At 69.0% G+C, this 17115-nt stretch carries 16 protein-coding genes; 10 read left to right on the plus strand and 6 right to left on the minus strand.

Annotated elements, in window-relative coordinates; all coding sequences use genetic code 11:
• Nucleotides 1-252: 252 nt before the first annotated feature.
• From ASD59_RS05055 to prfB, 5 genes are all read left to right on the plus strand, one after another.
• Nucleotides 253-1422, plus strand: coding sequence for an N-acetylmuramoyl-L-alanine amidase family protein (locus tag ASD59_RS05055; protein WP_055829747.1), 1170 nt, complete (start codon nucleotides 253-255; stop codon nucleotides 1420-1422).
• An 82-nt stretch (nucleotides 1423-1504) separates the two neighbouring features.
• On the plus strand, nucleotides 1505-1834 hold the full coding sequence (locus ASD59_RS05060; protein WP_156376933.1) for a hypothetical protein: 330 nt from the start codon (nucleotides 1505-1507) through the stop codon (nucleotides 1832-1834).
• Nucleotides 1835-1878: 44 nt separating this feature from the next.
• Nucleotides 1879-2604: an exonuclease domain-containing protein gene (locus tag ASD59_RS05065; protein WP_055829179.1), complete on the plus strand. Its 726-nt coding sequence runs from the start codon at nucleotides 1879-1881 to the stop codon at nucleotides 2602-2604.
• Nucleotides 2605-2665: 61 nt separating this feature from the next.
• Nucleotides 2666-5059, plus strand: coding sequence for a penicillin-binding protein 1A (locus ASD59_RS05070; RefSeq protein ID WP_055829749.1), 2394 nt, complete (start codon nucleotides 2666-2668; stop codon nucleotides 5057-5059).
• A 158-nt stretch (nucleotides 5060-5217) separates the two neighbouring features.
• A protein-coding gene (gene prfB / locus ASD59_RS05075; protein WP_156376934.1) for a peptide chain release factor 2 occupies nucleotides 5218-6340 on the plus strand; the annotation gives its coding sequence in 2 pieces (ribosomal slippage) (nucleotides 5218-5286 and nucleotides 5288-6340; 1122 coding nt in all).
• Nucleotides 6341-6869: 529 nt separating this feature from the next.
• Here the strand turns inward: prfB and ASD59_RS05085 are convergent.
• The 5 genes from ASD59_RS05085 to tyrS all read right to left on the minus strand — a co-directional run bounded on the left by ASD59_RS05085 (nucleotide 6870) and on the right by tyrS (nucleotide 11205).
• A complete protein-coding gene (locus ASD59_RS05085) occupies nucleotides 6870-7274 on the minus strand; it encodes a hypothetical protein (protein WP_156376935.1) in 405 nt (134 codons plus the stop codon).
• 203 nt (nucleotides 7275-7477) lie between these two features.
• Complete coding sequence (locus ASD59_RS05090; protein ID WP_055829189.1) at nucleotides 7478-8014, minus strand: bactofilin family protein; 537 nt, start codon at nucleotides 8012-8014, stop codon at nucleotides 7478-7480.
• Nucleotides 7998-9149 carry a peptidoglycan DD-metalloendopeptidase family protein gene (locus ASD59_RS05095; RefSeq protein WP_055829192.1) on the minus strand — a complete coding sequence of 384 codons (1152 nt, stop codon included), beginning with the start codon at nucleotides 9147-9149 and terminating at the stop codon, nucleotides 7998-8000. The genes ASD59_RS05090 and ASD59_RS05095 overlap by 17 nt, the downstream gene beginning before the upstream one ends.
• Nucleotides 9150-9348: 199 nt before the next feature.
• The gene (locus ASD59_RS05100; protein WP_055829195.1) at nucleotides 9349-9816 is read right to left on the minus strand and encodes a peroxiredoxin; all 468 of its coding nucleotides are present in this window, start codon (nucleotides 9814-9816) and stop codon (nucleotides 9349-9351) included.
• A 129-nt stretch (nucleotides 9817-9945) separates the two neighbouring features.
• Nucleotides 9946-11205: a tyrosine--tRNA ligase gene (gene tyrS / locus ASD59_RS05105; protein WP_055829198.1), complete on the minus strand. Its 1260-nt coding sequence runs from the start codon at nucleotides 11203-11205 to the stop codon at nucleotides 9946-9948.
• A gap of 94 nt (nucleotides 11206-11299) precedes the next feature.
• Here tyrS and ASD59_RS05110 point away from each other — a divergent pair, with 94 nt between their 5' ends.
• Both ASD59_RS05110 and ASD59_RS05115 read left to right on the plus strand, forming a co-directional pair.
• Entirely contained in the window at nucleotides 11300-11836 is a 537-nt protein-coding gene (locus ASD59_RS05110) for a DOMON-like domain-containing protein (protein ID WP_055829201.1), read from the plus strand.
• The gene (locus tag ASD59_RS05115; RefSeq protein ID WP_055829204.1) at nucleotides 11833-13035 is read left to right on the plus strand and encodes an exo-beta-N-acetylmuramidase NamZ family protein; all 1203 of its coding nucleotides are present in this window, start codon (nucleotides 11833-11835) and stop codon (nucleotides 13033-13035) included. Before ASD59_RS05110 ends, ASD59_RS05115 begins: the two co-directional genes overlap by 4 nt.
• A 166-nt stretch (nucleotides 13036-13201) precedes the next feature.
• On the opposite strand, the gene ASD59_RS05120 is transcribed toward ASD59_RS05115, so the two are convergent.
• Nucleotides 13202-13852, minus strand: a complete 651-nt coding sequence (locus ASD59_RS05120; RefSeq protein ID WP_055829207.1) for an alpha/beta hydrolase — start codon at nucleotides 13850-13852, stop codon at nucleotides 13202-13204.
• 158 nt (nucleotides 13853-14010) lie between these two features.
• On the opposite strand from ASD59_RS05120, the gene ASD59_RS05125 reads away from it, so the two are divergent.
• The 3 genes from ASD59_RS05125 to sufB are packed head-to-tail and all read left to right on the plus strand — an operon-like array spanning nucleotide 14011 to nucleotide 17098.
• The gene (locus tag ASD59_RS05125) at nucleotides 14011-14496 is read left to right on the plus strand and encodes an Rrf2 family transcriptional regulator (protein WP_055829209.1); all 486 of its coding nucleotides are present in this window, start codon (nucleotides 14011-14013) and stop codon (nucleotides 14494-14496) included.
• On the plus strand, nucleotides 14493-15632 hold the full coding sequence (locus ASD59_RS05130; protein WP_055829212.1) for a cysteine desulfurase family protein: 1140 nt from the start codon (nucleotides 14493-14495) through the stop codon (nucleotides 15630-15632). Before ASD59_RS05125 ends, ASD59_RS05130 begins: the two co-directional genes overlap by 4 nt.
• Nucleotides 15632-17098: a Fe-S cluster assembly protein SufB gene (gene sufB / locus ASD59_RS05135; RefSeq protein ID WP_055829214.1), complete on the plus strand. Its 1467-nt coding sequence runs from the start codon at nucleotides 15632-15634 to the stop codon at nucleotides 17096-17098. Before ASD59_RS05130 ends, sufB begins: the two co-directional genes overlap by 1 nt.
• Nucleotides 17099-17115: the final 17 nt, after the last annotated feature.

Below are 17115 nucleotides of genomic sequence, written 5' to 3' on the forward strand. Positions count from 1 at the left end.
AACCCGGCCGGCTTTCGGATCAGTGAAAGTCACGCCGCGAGGAGGGCGCGCCCGGCCTGAAGTCAGGGGGCGCGATCGTTCGCGGACAAAACAATCATAGGCAGGACGAACGTGAATTAAAAGGCGCGTCCGCTTTAACGGCTTGGCGACGACGTTGAGCCATGATGGGCCCAACCAAGAAGGTGGGTTTCCGTCGAAATGCACGGACTGTCGCGTATCAACCTGGCGCAATGGCGCGTTCGCGAGTGGGCGATGACGGCTGTGGCCTTCGTCGTTTTCTGCGTCGCCGTGTTCGCGGCCGGGCGGGGGCTGGCCTCGGGCGCCATGGGCGAGGTGCTGCGCGTCCGCTTCGGCGGCGACGCCCAGCACACCCGCGTGGTGGTCGATCTGGACCGGACCTCGCGCGGGCAGGTGGTCGAATCCGGCGAGCAGGGCCAGGTGGTGGTGTCGCTGGCCGGGGTGGCGCCGCAGCGCGGGCTCAACGGAACGGGCTCGGGCCTGGTGCGCGGCTGGCGGGTCGCCGGAGCCGGCGTGGCCTCACGGGTCGAGCTGGACCTGGCCACCAGCGCCGAGATCGAGCGCCGCTTCCTGCTGCCGCCCGGCGACGGCATCGCCCATTACCGCTATGTGATCGACCTGAAGGCCACCGGTCGGGCCCCGACGCGCGCCTCGGCCCGCTCCGCGCCCCGGGCGCCGGTCCGCACGGCGGAACGGCCCCTGATCTTCATCGACGCCGGCCACGGCGGCCGCGACCCCGGCGCCCACGGGGCCAGTTCGGACGAGAGCGACGTCACCCTGGCGGCGGCCCAGGCCCTGAAGCAGGAGCTGGAGCGCACCGGCCGTTACCGCGTGCGGCTGACGCGCGAGAGCGACGCCTATGTCGCCCTCTACCGCCGGGTTTCCATCGCCCGCCAGGCCGACGCCGACCTGTTCATCTCGCTGCACGCCGATGCCGGGGCCGATCCTGTCACCCGCGGGGCCAGCGTCTATACGCTGTCCGAACAGGGCGCGGGCCGGGCAGTGCGCGAGTTCACGCGGGGCGACAACTGGCACCGCAACCTCAACCTGCCGGGGCGCGACCCGTCGGTGGACCGCATCCTGCTGGACATGACCCAGCGCGCCACCCAGAACCGCTCGGCCCGGCTGGCCCGGACCCTGCTGGGCGAGCTGGAAGGCGCCGATCATCCGATGCTGCGCCGCAGCCACCGCGACGCCGGCCTTGCCGTGCTGCTGGCCCCCGACGTGCCGGCGGTGTTGCTGGAGATGGGCTTCATCACCAACCCCGAGGACGAGCGGCTGCTGAATGACGGCCGCGCGCGCCGCCGCCTGATGCGCGCCGTGGCCGCGGGCATAGACCGCTATTTCCGCGAGCCGGCAGGAACGCTGCAGATGGCGTCGAACGGGACGGCGGGGCAGCCCTAGGGCAAGGGAGGGCGCGTCGGTCAGCCCTGGAGGGGGCAGAACCGTTTCGCGCACGGGCCGGTCCGGCTTGCAGCGGGTCAATGTGATCATCGATCCCGTCGATCCGCCTGCGGCCTGGGCGGCGGTCGGCCATGGCTATCGGGTCGAGGCGGCGGTCACGGTGTGGAGCGCGGAGGCGGTGGTCCGGACGCCCGTATCGGCCCTGTTCCGGCATCGGGGGCAGCGGGCGGTGTTCAAGGTCGAGGCCGGCCGCGCCCGCCTGCAGCGGGTCGAGATCGGCCAGACCAACGGGGACTCCGCCGAGGTTCGCGCCGGGCTGAAGCCGGGGGAGCGGGTGGTGCTCCATCCGGGGCAGTCCATCGCCGACGGCGTCGCGGTGCGGGTTCGGTCCGACGGCCCGGGCGGGGGATGACGCCGCGCCTCGCACTCCCGCGCCCGATCCCCTATCTGGGTCCCATGCGCCTGAGAGTCGTCGATCTGGAAACCACCGGGGGAGACCGGACCGCGGAGATCATCGAGGTCGGGATCGTCGATGTCGTGCGCGACGGGGACGGGTGGCGGGCTCTGCCGCCGGTGGCGAAGCTGTTCCGGCCTAAGGGCGAGATCTCGTTCCACGCCATGGCGGTGCATCATCTGACGCCGGGCCATTTCCGCGACGACGATCCGCACTGCGACGAATACCGGCTGCGCGAGATGTTCGGCGCCCCGCCCGCCGATGTGATGGTGGCGCACAGCGCGCGGTTCGAGCGGGGCTTCATCGCCGACACGGCCCACGGCGGCCTGCCGTGGATCTGCACCGTGCGCTCCGCCAAGGCGGTGTGGCCGCAGGCGCCGGGGCATTCCAACCAGGTGCTGCGCTACTGGCGCGGGCTGGACCTCGATCCGGCCCTGGCCAATCCGGCGCACCGGGCGGGACCCGACGCCTGGGTGACGGCCCATCTGCTGATCGACCTGCTGAAGGAGGCGACGGTCGAGCAGATGATCGCCTGGACGGCCGAGCCGCGGCGGATGGACCGCATTCCCTTCGGCAAGCATCGCGGCCGGCCGTGGTCGGAACCGCCCGACGACTATCTGCGCTGGATGGCGGGGCAGGGGGATATGGACGCCGATGTCGTGGCCGCGGCGCGACAGGAGCTGACCCGTCGTACGGATGCTATGGCGGACGCGGACGACGCAAGCTAAACCCGTCGAAGGGGCCCGCCATTCGGAGACTGCGGTGAAGATTGCCGAACGCTGGTTCGTAATGGCGGGTGTCGCGCTGCTGGGCGGGATCGCCCTGGCGGGGCTGATCGTCGCCGTCTATGCGGCCTGGCTGTTCCATGACCTGCCGGACGCGTCCGAGCTGGCCGACTACCGGCCGGCGACGGCGACGCGGGTCTATGCGGGCGACGGCACCCTGATCGGCGAGTTCTCGGACGAGCGGCGCATCTATGTGCCCTATGAGCAGATCCCCTTGCCGGTGGTGCAGGCCTTCCTGGCGGCCGAGGACCGGAATTTCTTCAACCACGGCGGTATCGACGTGGGCGGCCTGGGCCGGGCCATGTTCAAGAACGTGTTCAACGCGGCCACGGGGCGGCGGCTCGAGGGCGGCTCGACCATCACCCAGCAGGTGGCCAAGAACGTCCTGCTGACCAATGAGAGCAGCATCAACCGCAAGGTCAAGGAAGCCATCCTGGCCAACCGGCTGGAGGCGACGCTGACGAAACAGCAGATCCTCGAGCTGTATCTGAACGAGATCTTCCTGGGGTACCGCTCGTTCGGCGTGGCGGCGGCGGCCTACAACTATTTCGGCAAGTCGCTGAGCCAGCTGACGCCGGACGAGGCGGCCTTCCTGGCGGCCCTGCCCAAGGGGCCGAACAACTATCATCCCAAACGCCACCCCGGCGCGGCCAAGGGCCGGCGCGACTGGGTGCTGGGCGAGATGAACCAGAGCGGCTGGATCAGCGACGAGCAGCTGGTGCAGGCTCGCGCCCGGCCGCTGACGACCCAGGACGCGCCGCGCCGGGCCCAGTACGCCGACGCCGACTTCTTCGTCGAGGAAGCGCGCCGTCAGGCCATCGCCCGCTTCGGCAAGGAAGAGGTCAATCGCGGCGGCTACTATATGCGCACGACGCTGGACCCGACGCTGCAGTCGGCGGCGCGCGACGCGCTGATGAAGGGGCTGGAGAACTATGACCGCCGCCACGGCTGGCGCGGGGCGTGGGGCACGACCGATTTCGCCGAGGGCTGGCGCGAGACCGCCGTACGCGGCCAGCGTCCGCCCGAGCGCCGCGCCTGGGAAGCCGCCGCCGTCGAGAACGCGGCGGGCAACAGCGTGCGCATCCGCACCGCCCGCGACGACCGCACCGGCTATCTGATCACCGAGGACGCAGCCTGGGCCAACGCCAACCGACCGCTGAAGCGCGGCGATCTGATCTTCGTCGAGGCGCAAGGAGGGCAGTACGCCCTGAAACAGGTGCCGCGGGTCAACGGCGCCCTGGTCGCCATCGAGCCCCAGTCGGGCCGGGTGCTGGCCATGGTCGGGGGCTATTCCTACGCCCTGTCCAGCTTCAACCGCGCCACCCAGGCGAAACGCCAGCCGGGCTCGGCCTTCAAGCCGTTCGTCTATGCGACGGCGCTGGAGGGCGACTACACGCCCGCCTCGATCATCCTGGACGCCCCGATCAGCTTCGCCGGCGGACGCAACGGGGAACGCTGGACGCCCGAGAACTACAGCCGCGAATATTACGGGCCGCAGACCCTGCGGCGCGGTCTTGAGCTGTCGCGCAACGTCATGACCGTGCGACTGGCCCAGGCCATCGGCATGCGCAATGTCGTCGATCTGTCGAGGAAGATGGGCGTCGCCGACGATCTGCAGCCCAATCTGTCGGTGTCGCTGGGGGCCGGGGAGACGACGCCGTACCGGCTGACGGCCGCCTACGCCGCCTTCGTCAACGGCGGCCGGCGAGTCGATCCCTATCTGATCGAAATGGTCCAGGACCGGGACGGCGAGACCATCTTCAGGGCCGATCCGCGCCGCTGCCGCGACTGCGGCCGGCCGTTCACCGGCCAGGAGTCGCCGCGTCTCGAGCAGCGCGGGACCCAGGTCATCGATCCCATCACCGCCTATCAGATGAGCTCGATGCTGGAGGGCGTGGTCCGGCGAGGCACGGCGGCGAGCGCCAGCAGCCTGGGCCCCTGGGTCGGGGGCAAGACCGGCACGACCAACGAATACCGCTCGGCCTGGTTCGTGGGCTTCTCGTCCGACATCGTGGTCGGGGTGTTCATCGGCTTCGACGACAACCGGCCGCTGGGCTCGGGGGAGACGGGCGCGACGGGGCCGGTCCCGGTGTTCACAGACTTCATGCAGGTGGCCCTGCGCGAGCGGCCGGCGCGGCCGTTCGTGCGGCCCCGCAACGCCGTCTTCCGCACCGTCAACGGCATCGAGGAAGCCTTCCGCCCCGGCACCGAACGGCGCCGCGAGGAGGAGCGGCGCGCGCCGGCGCAGCAGATTCCGACCGGCCCGCAGAACTACGACGAGGTGGTCCGCCGCGAACAGGAAGGTCCGGCCGCCGCGGCGCCGTCCGCCCCGCCGCCGGTCACGACCCCGCCGCCGCCGAAGAAGGAGCCGGCGGAGGATCTGAGCGGACTCTACTAGGCAGCAGGCAACAGGCATCAGCCAACAGGGGTGGGCCTGCCGAGGGAGCGGGGCCGTCCAAGGTTTTCCTGTTGCCTGTTGCCTGTTGCCTTAGTCCCTTCCCCTTTCCGCCCCGGCGCTCTATGTCCGCGCCTCACTTTGTATCGCAGGAGTTCGCGATGAGACCGGATGTCGAGGCCATGAAGGCCGACATCGAGCAGAGCATCGCTCTGCTCAGGAGGCGTCTTTGACTGGGATGTCGCACTTCGAAAGCTCGATGAGCTGAACGCGCGGGTCGAGGACCCGACGCTGTGGAACGACCCCGAGGCCGCCCAGGCCGTGTCGCGCGACCGCTCGCGGCTCGAGACCCAGATCAACACCGTCCGCGAGATGGAGACCGGTCTGGAGGAGGGCATCATGCTCTCCGAAATGGCCGACGAGGAAGGCGACGAGGCGACGCTTGAGGAGGCGCGCGCGTCGCTGAAGGCGATCAAGGACCGGGCCGGGCGCGCCGAACTGGAGGCCCTGCTGTCGGGCGAGGCCGACGGCAACGACGCCTATCTGGAAGTGAACTCCGGCGCCGGCGGCACCGAGTCCTGCGACTGGGCCGGCATGCTGCTGCGGATGTATTCGCGCTGGGCCAAGGCGCATGGCTATGAGGTCGAACTGGAGGCCGAGGAATCGGGCGACCAGGCCGGCATCAAGTCGGCCACCATCCTGATCAGCGGGCCCAATGCCTATGGCTGGCTGAAGTCGGAGTCGGGCGTGCACCGGCTGGTGCGCATCAGCCCGTATGACGCGGCGGCCAAGCGGCATACGTCCTTCGCCTCGATCGGGGTGTCGCCGGTGGTGGACGACGCCATCGAGATCGACATCAATCCGTCTGACGTGCGCACCGACACCTACCGCGCCTCGGGCTCGGGCGGTCAGCACATCAACAAGACCGACTCGGCGGTGCGCCTGACGCACATTCCGACCAACACCGTGGTGGCCTGTCAGGCCGGCCGGTCGCAGCACCAGAACCGCGAACAGGCGTGGAAGATGCTGCGGGCGCGGCTGTACGAACTGGAGCTGCAGCGGCGCGAGGCGGCGGCCCAGGCGGTGGCCGACGCCAAGACCGACATCGGCTGGGGTCACCAGATCCGCTCCTACGTCCTGCAGCCGTACCAGATGGTCAAGGACCTGCGGACCAACGTCGAGACGTCGGACACCCAGGGCGTGCTGGACGGCGACCTGGACATGTTCATGGGCGCGGCGCTGGCGGCCCGGGTTGGCGAGACGCGCGGGTCCACAGTGGAATAGGGAACAGGGCGCGTCGGCGACCAGGCCGCGTGGCCAGGTGGAGATTTGAGCCGGAAGCGGACGCGCCCAGTGGCTGCCAGGAGTGGCAAGCGGACCGGCCTATGGTTCGTAGACGGCGATAACGGCGTCCAGTCGGGTGACGACATCCGGCTCCCGGGAACGGGAGGCCCGCATGGCGCGCGCCTCGGCCACAAGCGGCTCCCCGCACCGAAGCCTGTCCATTTGCGTGTTCAGCCATTGGTCCCGCTCGGAACCATCCCCGCCGAACTCGCCGGAATAGTGCTGACAATGGACGCCCCGATACTCCAGGGCCTCCAGAGGGTCGGAGGGCTCGACCTCAACCTGGCGCCAGCGCTCCCCGGTCGCCGCCCAGGACATCGGCGCGGAGGTCCGGGGAGCGCTCGCCGGCGCAGCCGGCGCCGGGACGGGCGCCGGCGCGGCGCTTTCCGCGGCCGGGGTCTGATCCGCAGGCCCACAGGCCGCGAGGAGCAGGACGGTCAGTCCAATAACGACGGCGCGAGACACGCGCTCAGACCGCTTCGCGGATCGCGATGATGGCCGGGAAATTATCGTCCATCACAGTGCCTTCGTTATCGAGCTGATCGACGGCGCCCATCTGCACCTCCCAGGTCTTGTCGGTGACCCCGGCTGCCAGAGCCTGGTTTTCAAACCAGGGCGTGCAGAGGTCGGCGGAGCACATCACGTCATCCGCCTCGCCACCGTCGATCGGCTGGATCTGGACATAGCAGTTGTCCCCACAGGTCAGGCCGGTGATCCTGATCTTCGTCCAGGCTCCCGCAGGATCCGTGGCGGCCGCACTGGCGGGCGCCGCCGCCGGCTCTGGCGCGGCGGCTTCGGGGGCCGATGTCTGATCCGCAGGCCCGCAAGACGCGAGGATCAAACCGGTCAGTCCAAGAACGACAACTCGAGACATGGTCCCTCCCCGGGGCATGTGAAATGTGAGTGAAGCGGCGCAGAAATTGAGGCCGGTCGAACCTGGGAACGACCGCCAATGTGCACGCTACCCCGGCGTGTCAGGAATCGGAAATGGGGAGCCACGATTGTCCCTCGTGCCCGGGCGGAGAAAAAGGCCCCGGCTCGCTCCGGGGGCCTTTTTGTCTTTTCAGTCCGCGATGATCAGGCCGGGGGCTTCATGTCGATGATCTGCGGCGCCGGTTCGGGCGCGGCCGGGCGGGGCGGGGCGGTCGGGGCGGGCGCCTCGCGGCGGCCCTGCAGGACGCGGCCCTGGAAATAGGCGCCGATGTCGATCGACATCTGTTCGGCGGTGATGTCGCCGTCGACATAGGCGGTGGCGATCAGCTTGACCTGCTTGCCCGAGATGGCGCCGACGACGCGGCCGCGGATCTCGACATAGTCGCCCGAGACATTGCCCTCGACCGCGCCGGTCTCGCCGACGATCAGGCGGCCGACGCGCACGTCGCCCTTGATGGCGCCGTCGATCTGGAGATCGCCGCCGCCCGAGATGTTGCCGTCGAACTGGAGGTCCGACGACAGGGTCGACAGGCCGCGCTGGCTCGCCGGAGCCGGCGAGGCGGGACGCGGCGCCGCGGCCGGTCCGCCGGGCGTCGGCAGGTCGGGCAGGGGCGGAATGGCCGAGCCGCTGTTGGCGCGGGGCTCGGGGGACGGGACGGGGGACTTAGTCTTGTTGAACAAGTTGATCTCCGGCTCTCATGAAGCGGGCGGGGTTCTGCGGGCGGCCGTCCATCCACACTTCGTAGTGCAGGTGAACGCCGGTGGATCGTCCGGTGGTTCCCATCGCGCCGACACGTTGTCCCAGTGCAATTCTCTGGCCAGCGGCGACCGATGTGGCGTTCAGGTGAGCATAGCGCGTCTTGAAACCTCGACCGTGGTCTATCTCGACCGTGTTGCCATAGCCTGATCGCACGCCGACGAAAGACACGATTCCGGGAGCCGGGGCGTAGATCGGCGTGTTCAGCGGGGCGGCGAAATCCTGACCCTGATGCAGGGCGGGACGGCCGTTGAACGGGTCAAAACGGACGCCGAATCCCGAAGTGGTACGGGCCGGCGTCGGGCGGCGGAACGGCATGCCCTCGGCCGCATTGGCCAGGGTCCGCATCTCCGAGAGATCGTCGGCGGCGTGACGGATGCGGACCGCGAAGGCCTCGTCGACGTCCAGCACGGCCGCGAGGGCGCGGGGATCGCGAGCCTCGACCAGCGGGCCGCCGAGGGCCGCGTCGCGCGGCGCATAGGCGGCCGGGTTCAGGCCGGCGAGGCGGAAGGCGAGGCGCAGGCGTTCGGCGCGGGTGCGGGCCTCGTTCTCGGCGCGGGCGATCAGCCGTTCCTGATCCATGCGGACAGCGATCATGCGCTGCACCGGCGACGACCGGCTGGCGTCGAGCGGCAGGGCGGGCCGCAAGGCGGTCTGGGCCCCCTCGACGCCGCGGAACATGCCCATGACCTGGGTCAGGGCGGCGTGCCGGCGCTCGACCATCTGCGCCATTTCGTCGAGCGATCCGGTCGTGGCGCTCATGCGCACCACGGCGCTGTCCAGACGGGCCTGAAGGTCGGCGTTCAACCGTTCCGAGGCGGCGCGGGCGCGGGCGACGGTGCGATCCTGCTGGCTCCTGGCCACCATGTCGAAGACCAGGCTGCCCGAGGCCGTCAGGGTCCAGCCCCCCAGCAGCACCGCGGCCGCGGCGGCCATGACCTGTTTGCCGGGCGTCAGCGCCCAGGCGCGGACGGCGTCGCCGTCGCGCAGATACAGATATCGGGTCGGAAACCACTTTCCGATCAGAGACCGCCTGACGGTCGGCTCACGTTCGGTCATCACGCAACGCCCCCACGTACGAGCGGGGTTTATGCGCCGGACCATGCCCCGGGGACAAGTCTCTTCACGCATTGTTAACCATGATGGCGCGTGTTCGCGCGAACGAAGACCGTATTCGAGCCCAAAACTCGCCTGTCAGGCGAGTGCGCGAATCTCTGTAACCAATGTTACATCTGAGGTTGCAGAGAATAGTCCGTGTTCAGAGCGACTTCACGGCCGCCAGCACTTCGGCCGCGTGCCCCTTGACTGAAACCTTGCGCCAGACCCGGCGGACGACGCCCTGGCCGTCGACCAGGAAGGTGGCGCGTTCGATCCCCATGTATTCGCGGCCGTAGAGCTTCTTCTGCACCCAGACGCCCCAGGCGTTGGTGACCTCCTCCGGCTCGTCGGAGGCGAGGACGACCTTCAGATCGTATTTGGCCTTGAACCGGTCCAGCTTCTTCACCGGGTCGCGCGAGACGCCGATGATCACGGCGCCGGCGGCGGCGAACTCATCGACGAGGGCCGAGAAGTCCTGGCTCTCGGTGGTGCAGCCGGGGGTGTCGGCCTTGGGGTAGAAATAGAGGACGATCGTCTTGCCCTCGAGGCCGGCGAGGGAGACGCGGGCGCCGTTGTCGGCGGCCATGTCGAATGCGGGGGCTTTCTGGCCTTCGGTGATTTCGGGCATGGGCTTTTTACTCCCGTCATCCTCGGGCTTGACCCGAGGATCGGATGTTGAGCCGCCGGTGCGAGGCCATCTTCGCACGAGCGATGGAGGGTCCGGCCCTCGGGTCAAACCCGAGGGTGACGGCCGGCGTTACGTGGGGCGAACCAGAACGATCTTCTTTTTGCCCGCCGCCAGTTTCAGGACTCCGTCGGCGTTGACGTCGCCGGCCTCGATCAGCCGGGCGCCGTCGGCGATGGCCTCGTCGTTGAGACGCAGGCCGCCGCCCTGGGCGAGGCGGCGGGCCTCGCCGTTGGAGGCGGTCAGGCCGGCCCTGGTCGTGACGGCGGCAATCATGGCGCCGATCACCTCTGCCGAGGGCAGTTCGACGGTGGGGAGGTCGGCGGACAGGGTCCCGCGCTCGAAGGCGCCCTCGGCGGCGGCGCGAGCGGTGGCGGCGGCTTCAGGGCCGTGCAGCATGGTGGTCGCGGCGTCGGCGAGCGTCTTCTTGGCGTCGTTGATGCCGGCGCCCTCGAGCGCCTCCAGCCGGGCGATCTCGTCCAGCGGCAGGTCGCTGAACAGGCGCAGGAATTTACCCACGTCGGCGTCGTCGACGTTGCGCCAGAACTGCCAGTAGTCGTACGGCGACAGCTGTTCGGCGTTGAGCCACACGGCGCCTTGCGCCGTCTTGCCCATCTTGCCGCCCGAGGCGGTCGTGAGCAGCGGGGTGGTCAGGCCGAAGGCGGCCTTGTGGTCGACCCGGCGCACCAGGTCGACGCCCGAGACGATGTTGCCCCACTGGTCCGAGCCGCCCATCTGCAGGGTGCAGTTCCAGGCCCGGTTCAGCTCGAGGAAGTCCACCGACTGCATCAGCATGTAGTTGAACTCGAGGAAGGTCATCGGCTGTTCGCGTTCCAGCCGCAGCTTGACCGAGTCGAAGGCCAGCATCCGGTTGATGGTGAAATGCGTGCCGTATTCGCGCAGGAATTCGACATAGCCGTAGGTCGACAGCCAGGCGTCGTTGTCCAGCATGACCGCGTCGGTCGGGCCGTCGCCGAAGGTGAGGAATTTCTCGAACACGGTGCGGATCGAGGCGATGTTGGACTGGATGGTCTCGTCGGTCAGCTGGGGCCGCGAGGCGTCCTTGCCGGTGGGGTCGCCGACCTTGGTGGTGCCGCCGCCCATCAGGACGATGGGCTTGCCGCCGGCCTGCTGCAGGCGGCGCAGCATCATGATCTGTATCAGGCTGCCGACGTGCAGCGACGGGGCCGTCGCGTCGAAGCCGATGTAGCCGGTGACGATCCCGCTCGCCGCCGCGGCGTCGAGCTCGGCCGGGTGGGTGACCTGATGGATGTAGCCGCGCGCCTGGAGGGATTTCAGGAAGTCGGACTGGAAGGCGGTCTCGGCGGTCATGAGTCGGGGATCAGGCTTGGCTTGGGAGGGAAGGGGCGTGTAGCACGCTCATATGGAAGCGCGAACCGCCGGGACGTCCGGCCAACGACGGTCTTTGCTGCGCCACGCGCAGTCCGCGGGCGAGGCGGCGTCGCGGGTCGAGGTCACGGCCTGGCGTCCGCAGCACGGGCGGCTGGCCCTGCTCTATGTGATCCATGCCCCGTCGGACGAGCTGAAGCTGCCGCCGATGGCGGAGTCGGTGCGGGTCGATCACCTGTGGCGGCATACCTGCCTGGAGGCCTTCATCCGCACGCCGGCGGGCGAGGCCTATTGCGAGATCAACCTGTCGCCCTCGACCCGCTGGGCGGCCTATCGGTTCGGCCGCTATCGCGACGGCATGGGTAATCTGGACCTGCCGCCGCCGCATATCGAGAGCCGTTCGTACCCGGAGCGCCATGAGCTTGAGGCGCTGATCGACCTCGGCGGCGCGCCAGACCTGACCCGGTCGGACTGGCGACTCGGGCTTTCGGCTGTCATCGAGGACGCCGACGGCGCCAAGGCGTGGTGGGCGCTGGCCCATCCGGCCGGGCCGCCCGACTTCCATCACGCCGCCGCCTTCACCCTCGACCTGCCCGCCGTGGAGCCCGCATGAAATTCGGCATCGACCGCCTGCTGTCCGAGCCCGCGCTGAGGGCCGCGCTGAAGGGGCGCAGGGTCGCGCTGCTGGGGCATCCGGCCTCGGTCACGGCGGACCTGACGCATTCGCTGGACGCGCTGATGGCCTGTCCCGACCTGACCGTGACGGCCGCGTTCGGGCCGCAGCATGGCATGCGCGGCGACCTGCAGGACAATATGATGGAGTCCCCCGACTTCACCGATCCGCGCCACGGCATCCCGGTGTTCAGCCTGTACGGCGAGGCGCGGCGGCCGAGCGGCCAGGCGATGGGGACGTTCGACGTCCTGCTGGTCGACATGCAGGACCTGGGCTGCCGCATCTACACCTTCGTGACGACCCTGCTGTACGTGCTCGAGGAGTCGGCGAAGCACGGCAAGGCGGTGTGGGTGCTGGACCGGCCCAACCCGGCCGGGCGGCCGGTCGAGGGCACGACCCTGCTGCCGGGCTGGGAGAGTTTCGTCGGGGCCGGGCCGATGCCGATGCGGCACGGCATGACCCTGGGCGAGATGGGGCGGTGGTTCATCGACCACTTCAAACTGGATGTGGAATACCGCGTCATTGAAATGCGCGGCTGGGCGCCCGAACAGGGTCCGGGCTTCGGCTGGCCGATCGGCGAGCGGAGCTGGATCAATCCGAGCCCCAACGCCGCCAACCTGTCGATGGCGCGGGCCTATGCCGGGACGGTGATGCTGGAGGGCACGACCCTGTCCGAGGGCCGGGGCACGACGCGGCCGCTGGAGCTGTTCGGGGCGCCGGACATCGACGCCCGGGCGGTGATCGCCGAGATGCAGGCGTTCGCGCCGAAGTGGCTGGAAGGCTGCCGGCTGCGCGACTGCTGGTTCGAGCCGACCTTCCACAAACACGTCGGGACCCTGTGCAACGGGGTGCAGATTCACGTCGACGACCCGGCCTATGACCATGCGGCGTTCCGGCCGTGGCGGCTGCAGGCGCTGGGGTTCAAGGCGATCCGGCGGCGGTATCCGGACTACGCCCTGTGGCGCGACTTCCCGTACGAATACGTCTTCGACAGGCTGGCCATCGACGTCATCAACGGCGGGCCGGGCTTGAGGGAATGGGTCGATGATGCGGCCTCGACGTCCGCCGATCTGGAGGCGCTGGCCGGCCCGGACGAGGCGGCGTGGGTGGAGCTGCGGCGGCCGTACCTGCTGTACTGATCAGGTCCGCCACTCCTGGCCGTCATCCTCGGGCTTGACCCGAGGATCGGACGTCATCGGGACGGGACGCCGGGGGGGCCGCGAGCGGCGAACCATCGGCCCGCGCTGAGCACCGGACAATCCGGCCCTCGGGTCAAGCCCGAGGGTGACGAACGGTATGGGGCGATCAGGCCGGCTTTTCGGCCAGCCGCTTGTCCAGATAGGCGCCGACGCGGCGTTCGACGGCGTCGATGTGGTCCTGCCAGAAGTGGGTCGCGCCCTCTTCCAGTTCATAGTCGATGATGATGCCCTTCTGGGTGCGCAGCTTGTTGACGACGCGCTCGACCTCGACCGGCGGGACGACGGTGTCGTTGGTGCCGTGCAGGAACAGGCCCGAGGCCGGGCAGGGGGCCAGGAAGCTGAAGTCGTACATGTTCGAGGGCGGCGAGACCGAGATGAAGCCGTCCGTCTCGGGGCGGCGCATCAGGAGCTGCATGCCGATATAGGCGCCGAACTGATAGCCGGCGACCCACGTCTGGGAGGCGCCGGGATTGTTGGACTGCAGCCAGTCGAGGGCGGTGGCCGCGTCGGCCAGTTCGCCGATGCCGCTGTCGAACTCGCCCTGCGACTTGCCCACGCCGCGGCTGTTGTAGCGCAGCGTCGCGAAGCCGCGCTTCTGGAACAGCTGGTACAGCGTCACGGTGACCGGGTTGTTCATATGCCCGTTCGCCTTGGGGTGCGGATGCAGAATCAGGGCGATCGGCGCGTTCGGGCGCTTGCCCGGGGAGTAGCGGCCTTCGATGCGGCCGGAGGCGCCGGGCAGGATGACTTCAGGCATGTGCGGCGAAATCCGTGTTCAACTGTCGTTTCGCATCTGCGTAATACTTGACCGCAGCGGTAGGACTTTCTAAGTCCCGCCTGCGCGCCGACGCCTTTGCGAAGGCGCGGGTTCTAGCACAGGACCCTCGAAAAGCGCGCGATTTTTGAAGGTGCGCGATGCGTCTGTCGACCAAGGGACGATACGCCGTGATGGCGATGGCCGATCTGGCCAAGAACGGGCAGGCCGAGGGCGTGGTTCGAGCCGTGTCCCTGGCCGAGATCGCGACGCGTCAGGAGATCTCGCTGAGCTATCTGGAACAGCTGTTCGCCCGGTTGCGCAAGAGCGGCCTGGTGCAAAGCGTGCGGGGCCCCGGCGGCGGCTATCGCCTGGCCAAGGGGGCGAACGAGACCGTGGTGGCCGAGATCGTTCTGGCCGTCGACGAACCCATCCGCGCCACCCGCTGCATCGGCCAGTCGTCGCCCAAGGGCTGCATGATGGCCGGCGAGCGCTGCATCACCCACAATCTGTGGGAAGACCTCGGCGACGAAATCCACCGCTATCTGGCCGGCGTGTCGCTGGAAGACGTGGTCATGAACCGCACCGGAGCGCGGCGCCGCGCGACCGAGTCCGAAGCCCGGGCCGACATGGGGGTGGCGGCGTGAGCGGCGTCTATCTGGACTACAACGCCTCCGGCCTGGTCCGTCCCGAGGTTCAGGACGTGATGGCGCAGGCCCTGGCCGACAACGGCAACCCGTCGGCGGTGCATGCGGCCGGGCGGCGGGCGCGGGCGAGGATCGAGACGGCGCGGGCGCAGGTGGCCGAACTGGTCGGGGCCGATTCCCAATCGGTGGTGTTTTCGTCGGGCGGCACCGAATCCAACGCCCAGGCCATCATCAGCGCCATCGCGGCGGGCTGCGAGCGGCTGATCGTCGGCGCGACCGAGCATCCGTGCGTGGCCGAGGCCGCGACGGCCTCGGGCAAGCCGGTGAAGATGCTGCCGGTCGACGCGCGCGGCGTCGTGGACCTGAACAAGCTGCGCCAGCTGCTGGGTCAACCGGGCAAGGCGGTGGTGGCCATCCATCACGCCAACAACGAAAGCGGGGTGATCCAGCCGATCGTGGAAGCCGCGCGGCTGGTGCGGGCGGCGGGCGGCTGGCTGCACGTCGACGCCATCCAGTCGGCGGGCAAGATCCCGGTCGATATCCGCGAACTCAGGGCCGACAGCCTGACCCTGTCCGCGCACAAGCTGGGCGGCCCGCAGGGCGTCGGCGCCCTGGTGCTGGGCGAGGGCCGCGAGGCCGTGCGCATCCTGCACGGAGCGGGGCAGGAGCGCGGTCTGCGGGCCGGGACCGAGAATGTGCCGGGAATTGCGGGCTTTGGCGCCGCGGCGGTCTGCGCCGCGCGTGACCTGCCGACGGCGATGGCGCACGCCAGATGGCGCGACGCGGCTGAAGCCGTGGTCAAGAAGGCCGGGGCGACCATCATCGGCGAAGGGGCCGAACGCCTGCCCAACACCCTGTTCATGGCCGTGTCCGACTGGGAGAGCCCGCAGCAGCTGATCACGCTTGATCTGATGGGCCTGATGGTCTCGGCCGGCTCGGCCTGTTCGTCGGGCAAGACCAAACCCTCGCGGGCCATCCTGGCCACGGGCCGGATCGACATGGCCACGGGCGGCATCCGCATTTCCGGGGGCTGGGGCACGGTCGAGGATGACTGGAAGCGGTTCGCCGCAGCCTGGGTCGAGGCCTATGGCAAGCACCGCGAACGGTCCGCCGCCCGCGCGAAGGAAGTCGCCTGATGGCCGCCGTTCAGAAGACCATCGACGCCGTCGCCGCGCTGGAAAAGTACGAGCACGGCTTCACCTCGGACATCGACACCGAATACGCCCCGCGCGGGCTGAACGCCGACATCGTCCGCTTCATCTCCGAGAAGAAGGGCGAGCCGGCGTGGATGCTGGAATGGCGCCTGGCCGCCTATGAGCGCTGGCAGGCGATGGAGGAGCCGACCTGGTCGTCGGTGAAATACACGCCGGTCGATTACCAGGAGCTGTTCTACTACGCCGCGCCGAAGAAGAAGGACGGGCCGAAGTCGCTGGACGAGGTCGATCCCGAACTGCTGGCCGTCTACGCCAAGCTGGGCATCCCGCTGAAGGAACAGGAGGTGCTGGCGGGGGTCGAGGGCGCGCCGCGGTATGCCGTGGACGCGGTGTTCGACAGCGTCTCGGTGGTCACCACCTTCAAGGCCGAGCTGGCCAAGGTCGGGGTGATTTTCATGCCGATTTCCGAGGCCTTGCGCGAACATCCTGAGCTGGTGCGCCAATATCTGGGCTCGGTGGTGCCGGTCTCGGACAACTATTTCGCGGCGCTGAACAGCGCGGTCTTCTCCGACGGGTCGTTCGTCTACATACCGCCGGGCGTGCGCTGTCCGATGGAGCTGTCGACCTATTTCCGCATCAATGCGAGCCAGACGGGCCAGTTCGAACGCACCCTGATCATCGCCGACAAGGGCAGCTACTGCTCCTATCTGGAGGGCTGCACCGCCCCGATGCGGGACGAGAACCAGCTGCATGCGGCGGTGGTCGAGCTGGTGGCGCTGGACGACGCCGAGATCAAATATTCGACGGTGCAGAACTGGTACCCCGGCGACGCCGAGGGCAAGGGCGGCATCTACAACTTCGTCACCAAGCGGGCGGACTGCCGGGGCGACCGGTCGAAGGTGTCGTGGACCCAGGTCGAGACCGGCAGCGCGGTGACGTGGAAATATCCGTCCTGCATCCTCAAGGGCGAGGACAGCTCGGGCGAATTCTATTCGATCGCCATCACCAACGGACATCAGCAGGCCGACACCGGCACCAAGATGATCCATCTGGGCAGGAATTCGAAGAGCAGGATCATCGCCAAGGCGGTGTCGGCCGGGAAGTCGGATTCGACCTACCGCGGCCTGGTCTCGGTGCATCCGAAGGCGACCGGCGTGCGCAACTTCACCCAGTGCGACTCCTTGCTCATCGGCAAGGACTGCGGCTCGCACACCGTGCCCTATATCGAGGCCCGCAACGGCTCGGCCCAGCTGGAGCACGAGGCGACGACGACGCGCCTGTCCGACGACCAGCTGTTCTACGCCCAGCAGCGCGGCCTGTCGCAGGAGGAGGCGGTGGCCCTGCTGGTCAACGGCTTCGTCCGCGACGTGATGCAGAAGCTGCCGATGGAGTTCGCCGTCGAGGCGCAGAAGCTGGTTGCGATCAGTCTGGAAGGGAGCGTGGGGTGAGCGCGCGACAATCTCTT

The sequence above is a fragment of the Brevundimonas sp. Root608 genome, from assembly GCF_001427825.1.
Taxonomy (GTDB): domain Bacteria; phylum Pseudomonadota; class Alphaproteobacteria; order Caulobacterales; family Caulobacteraceae; genus Brevundimonas.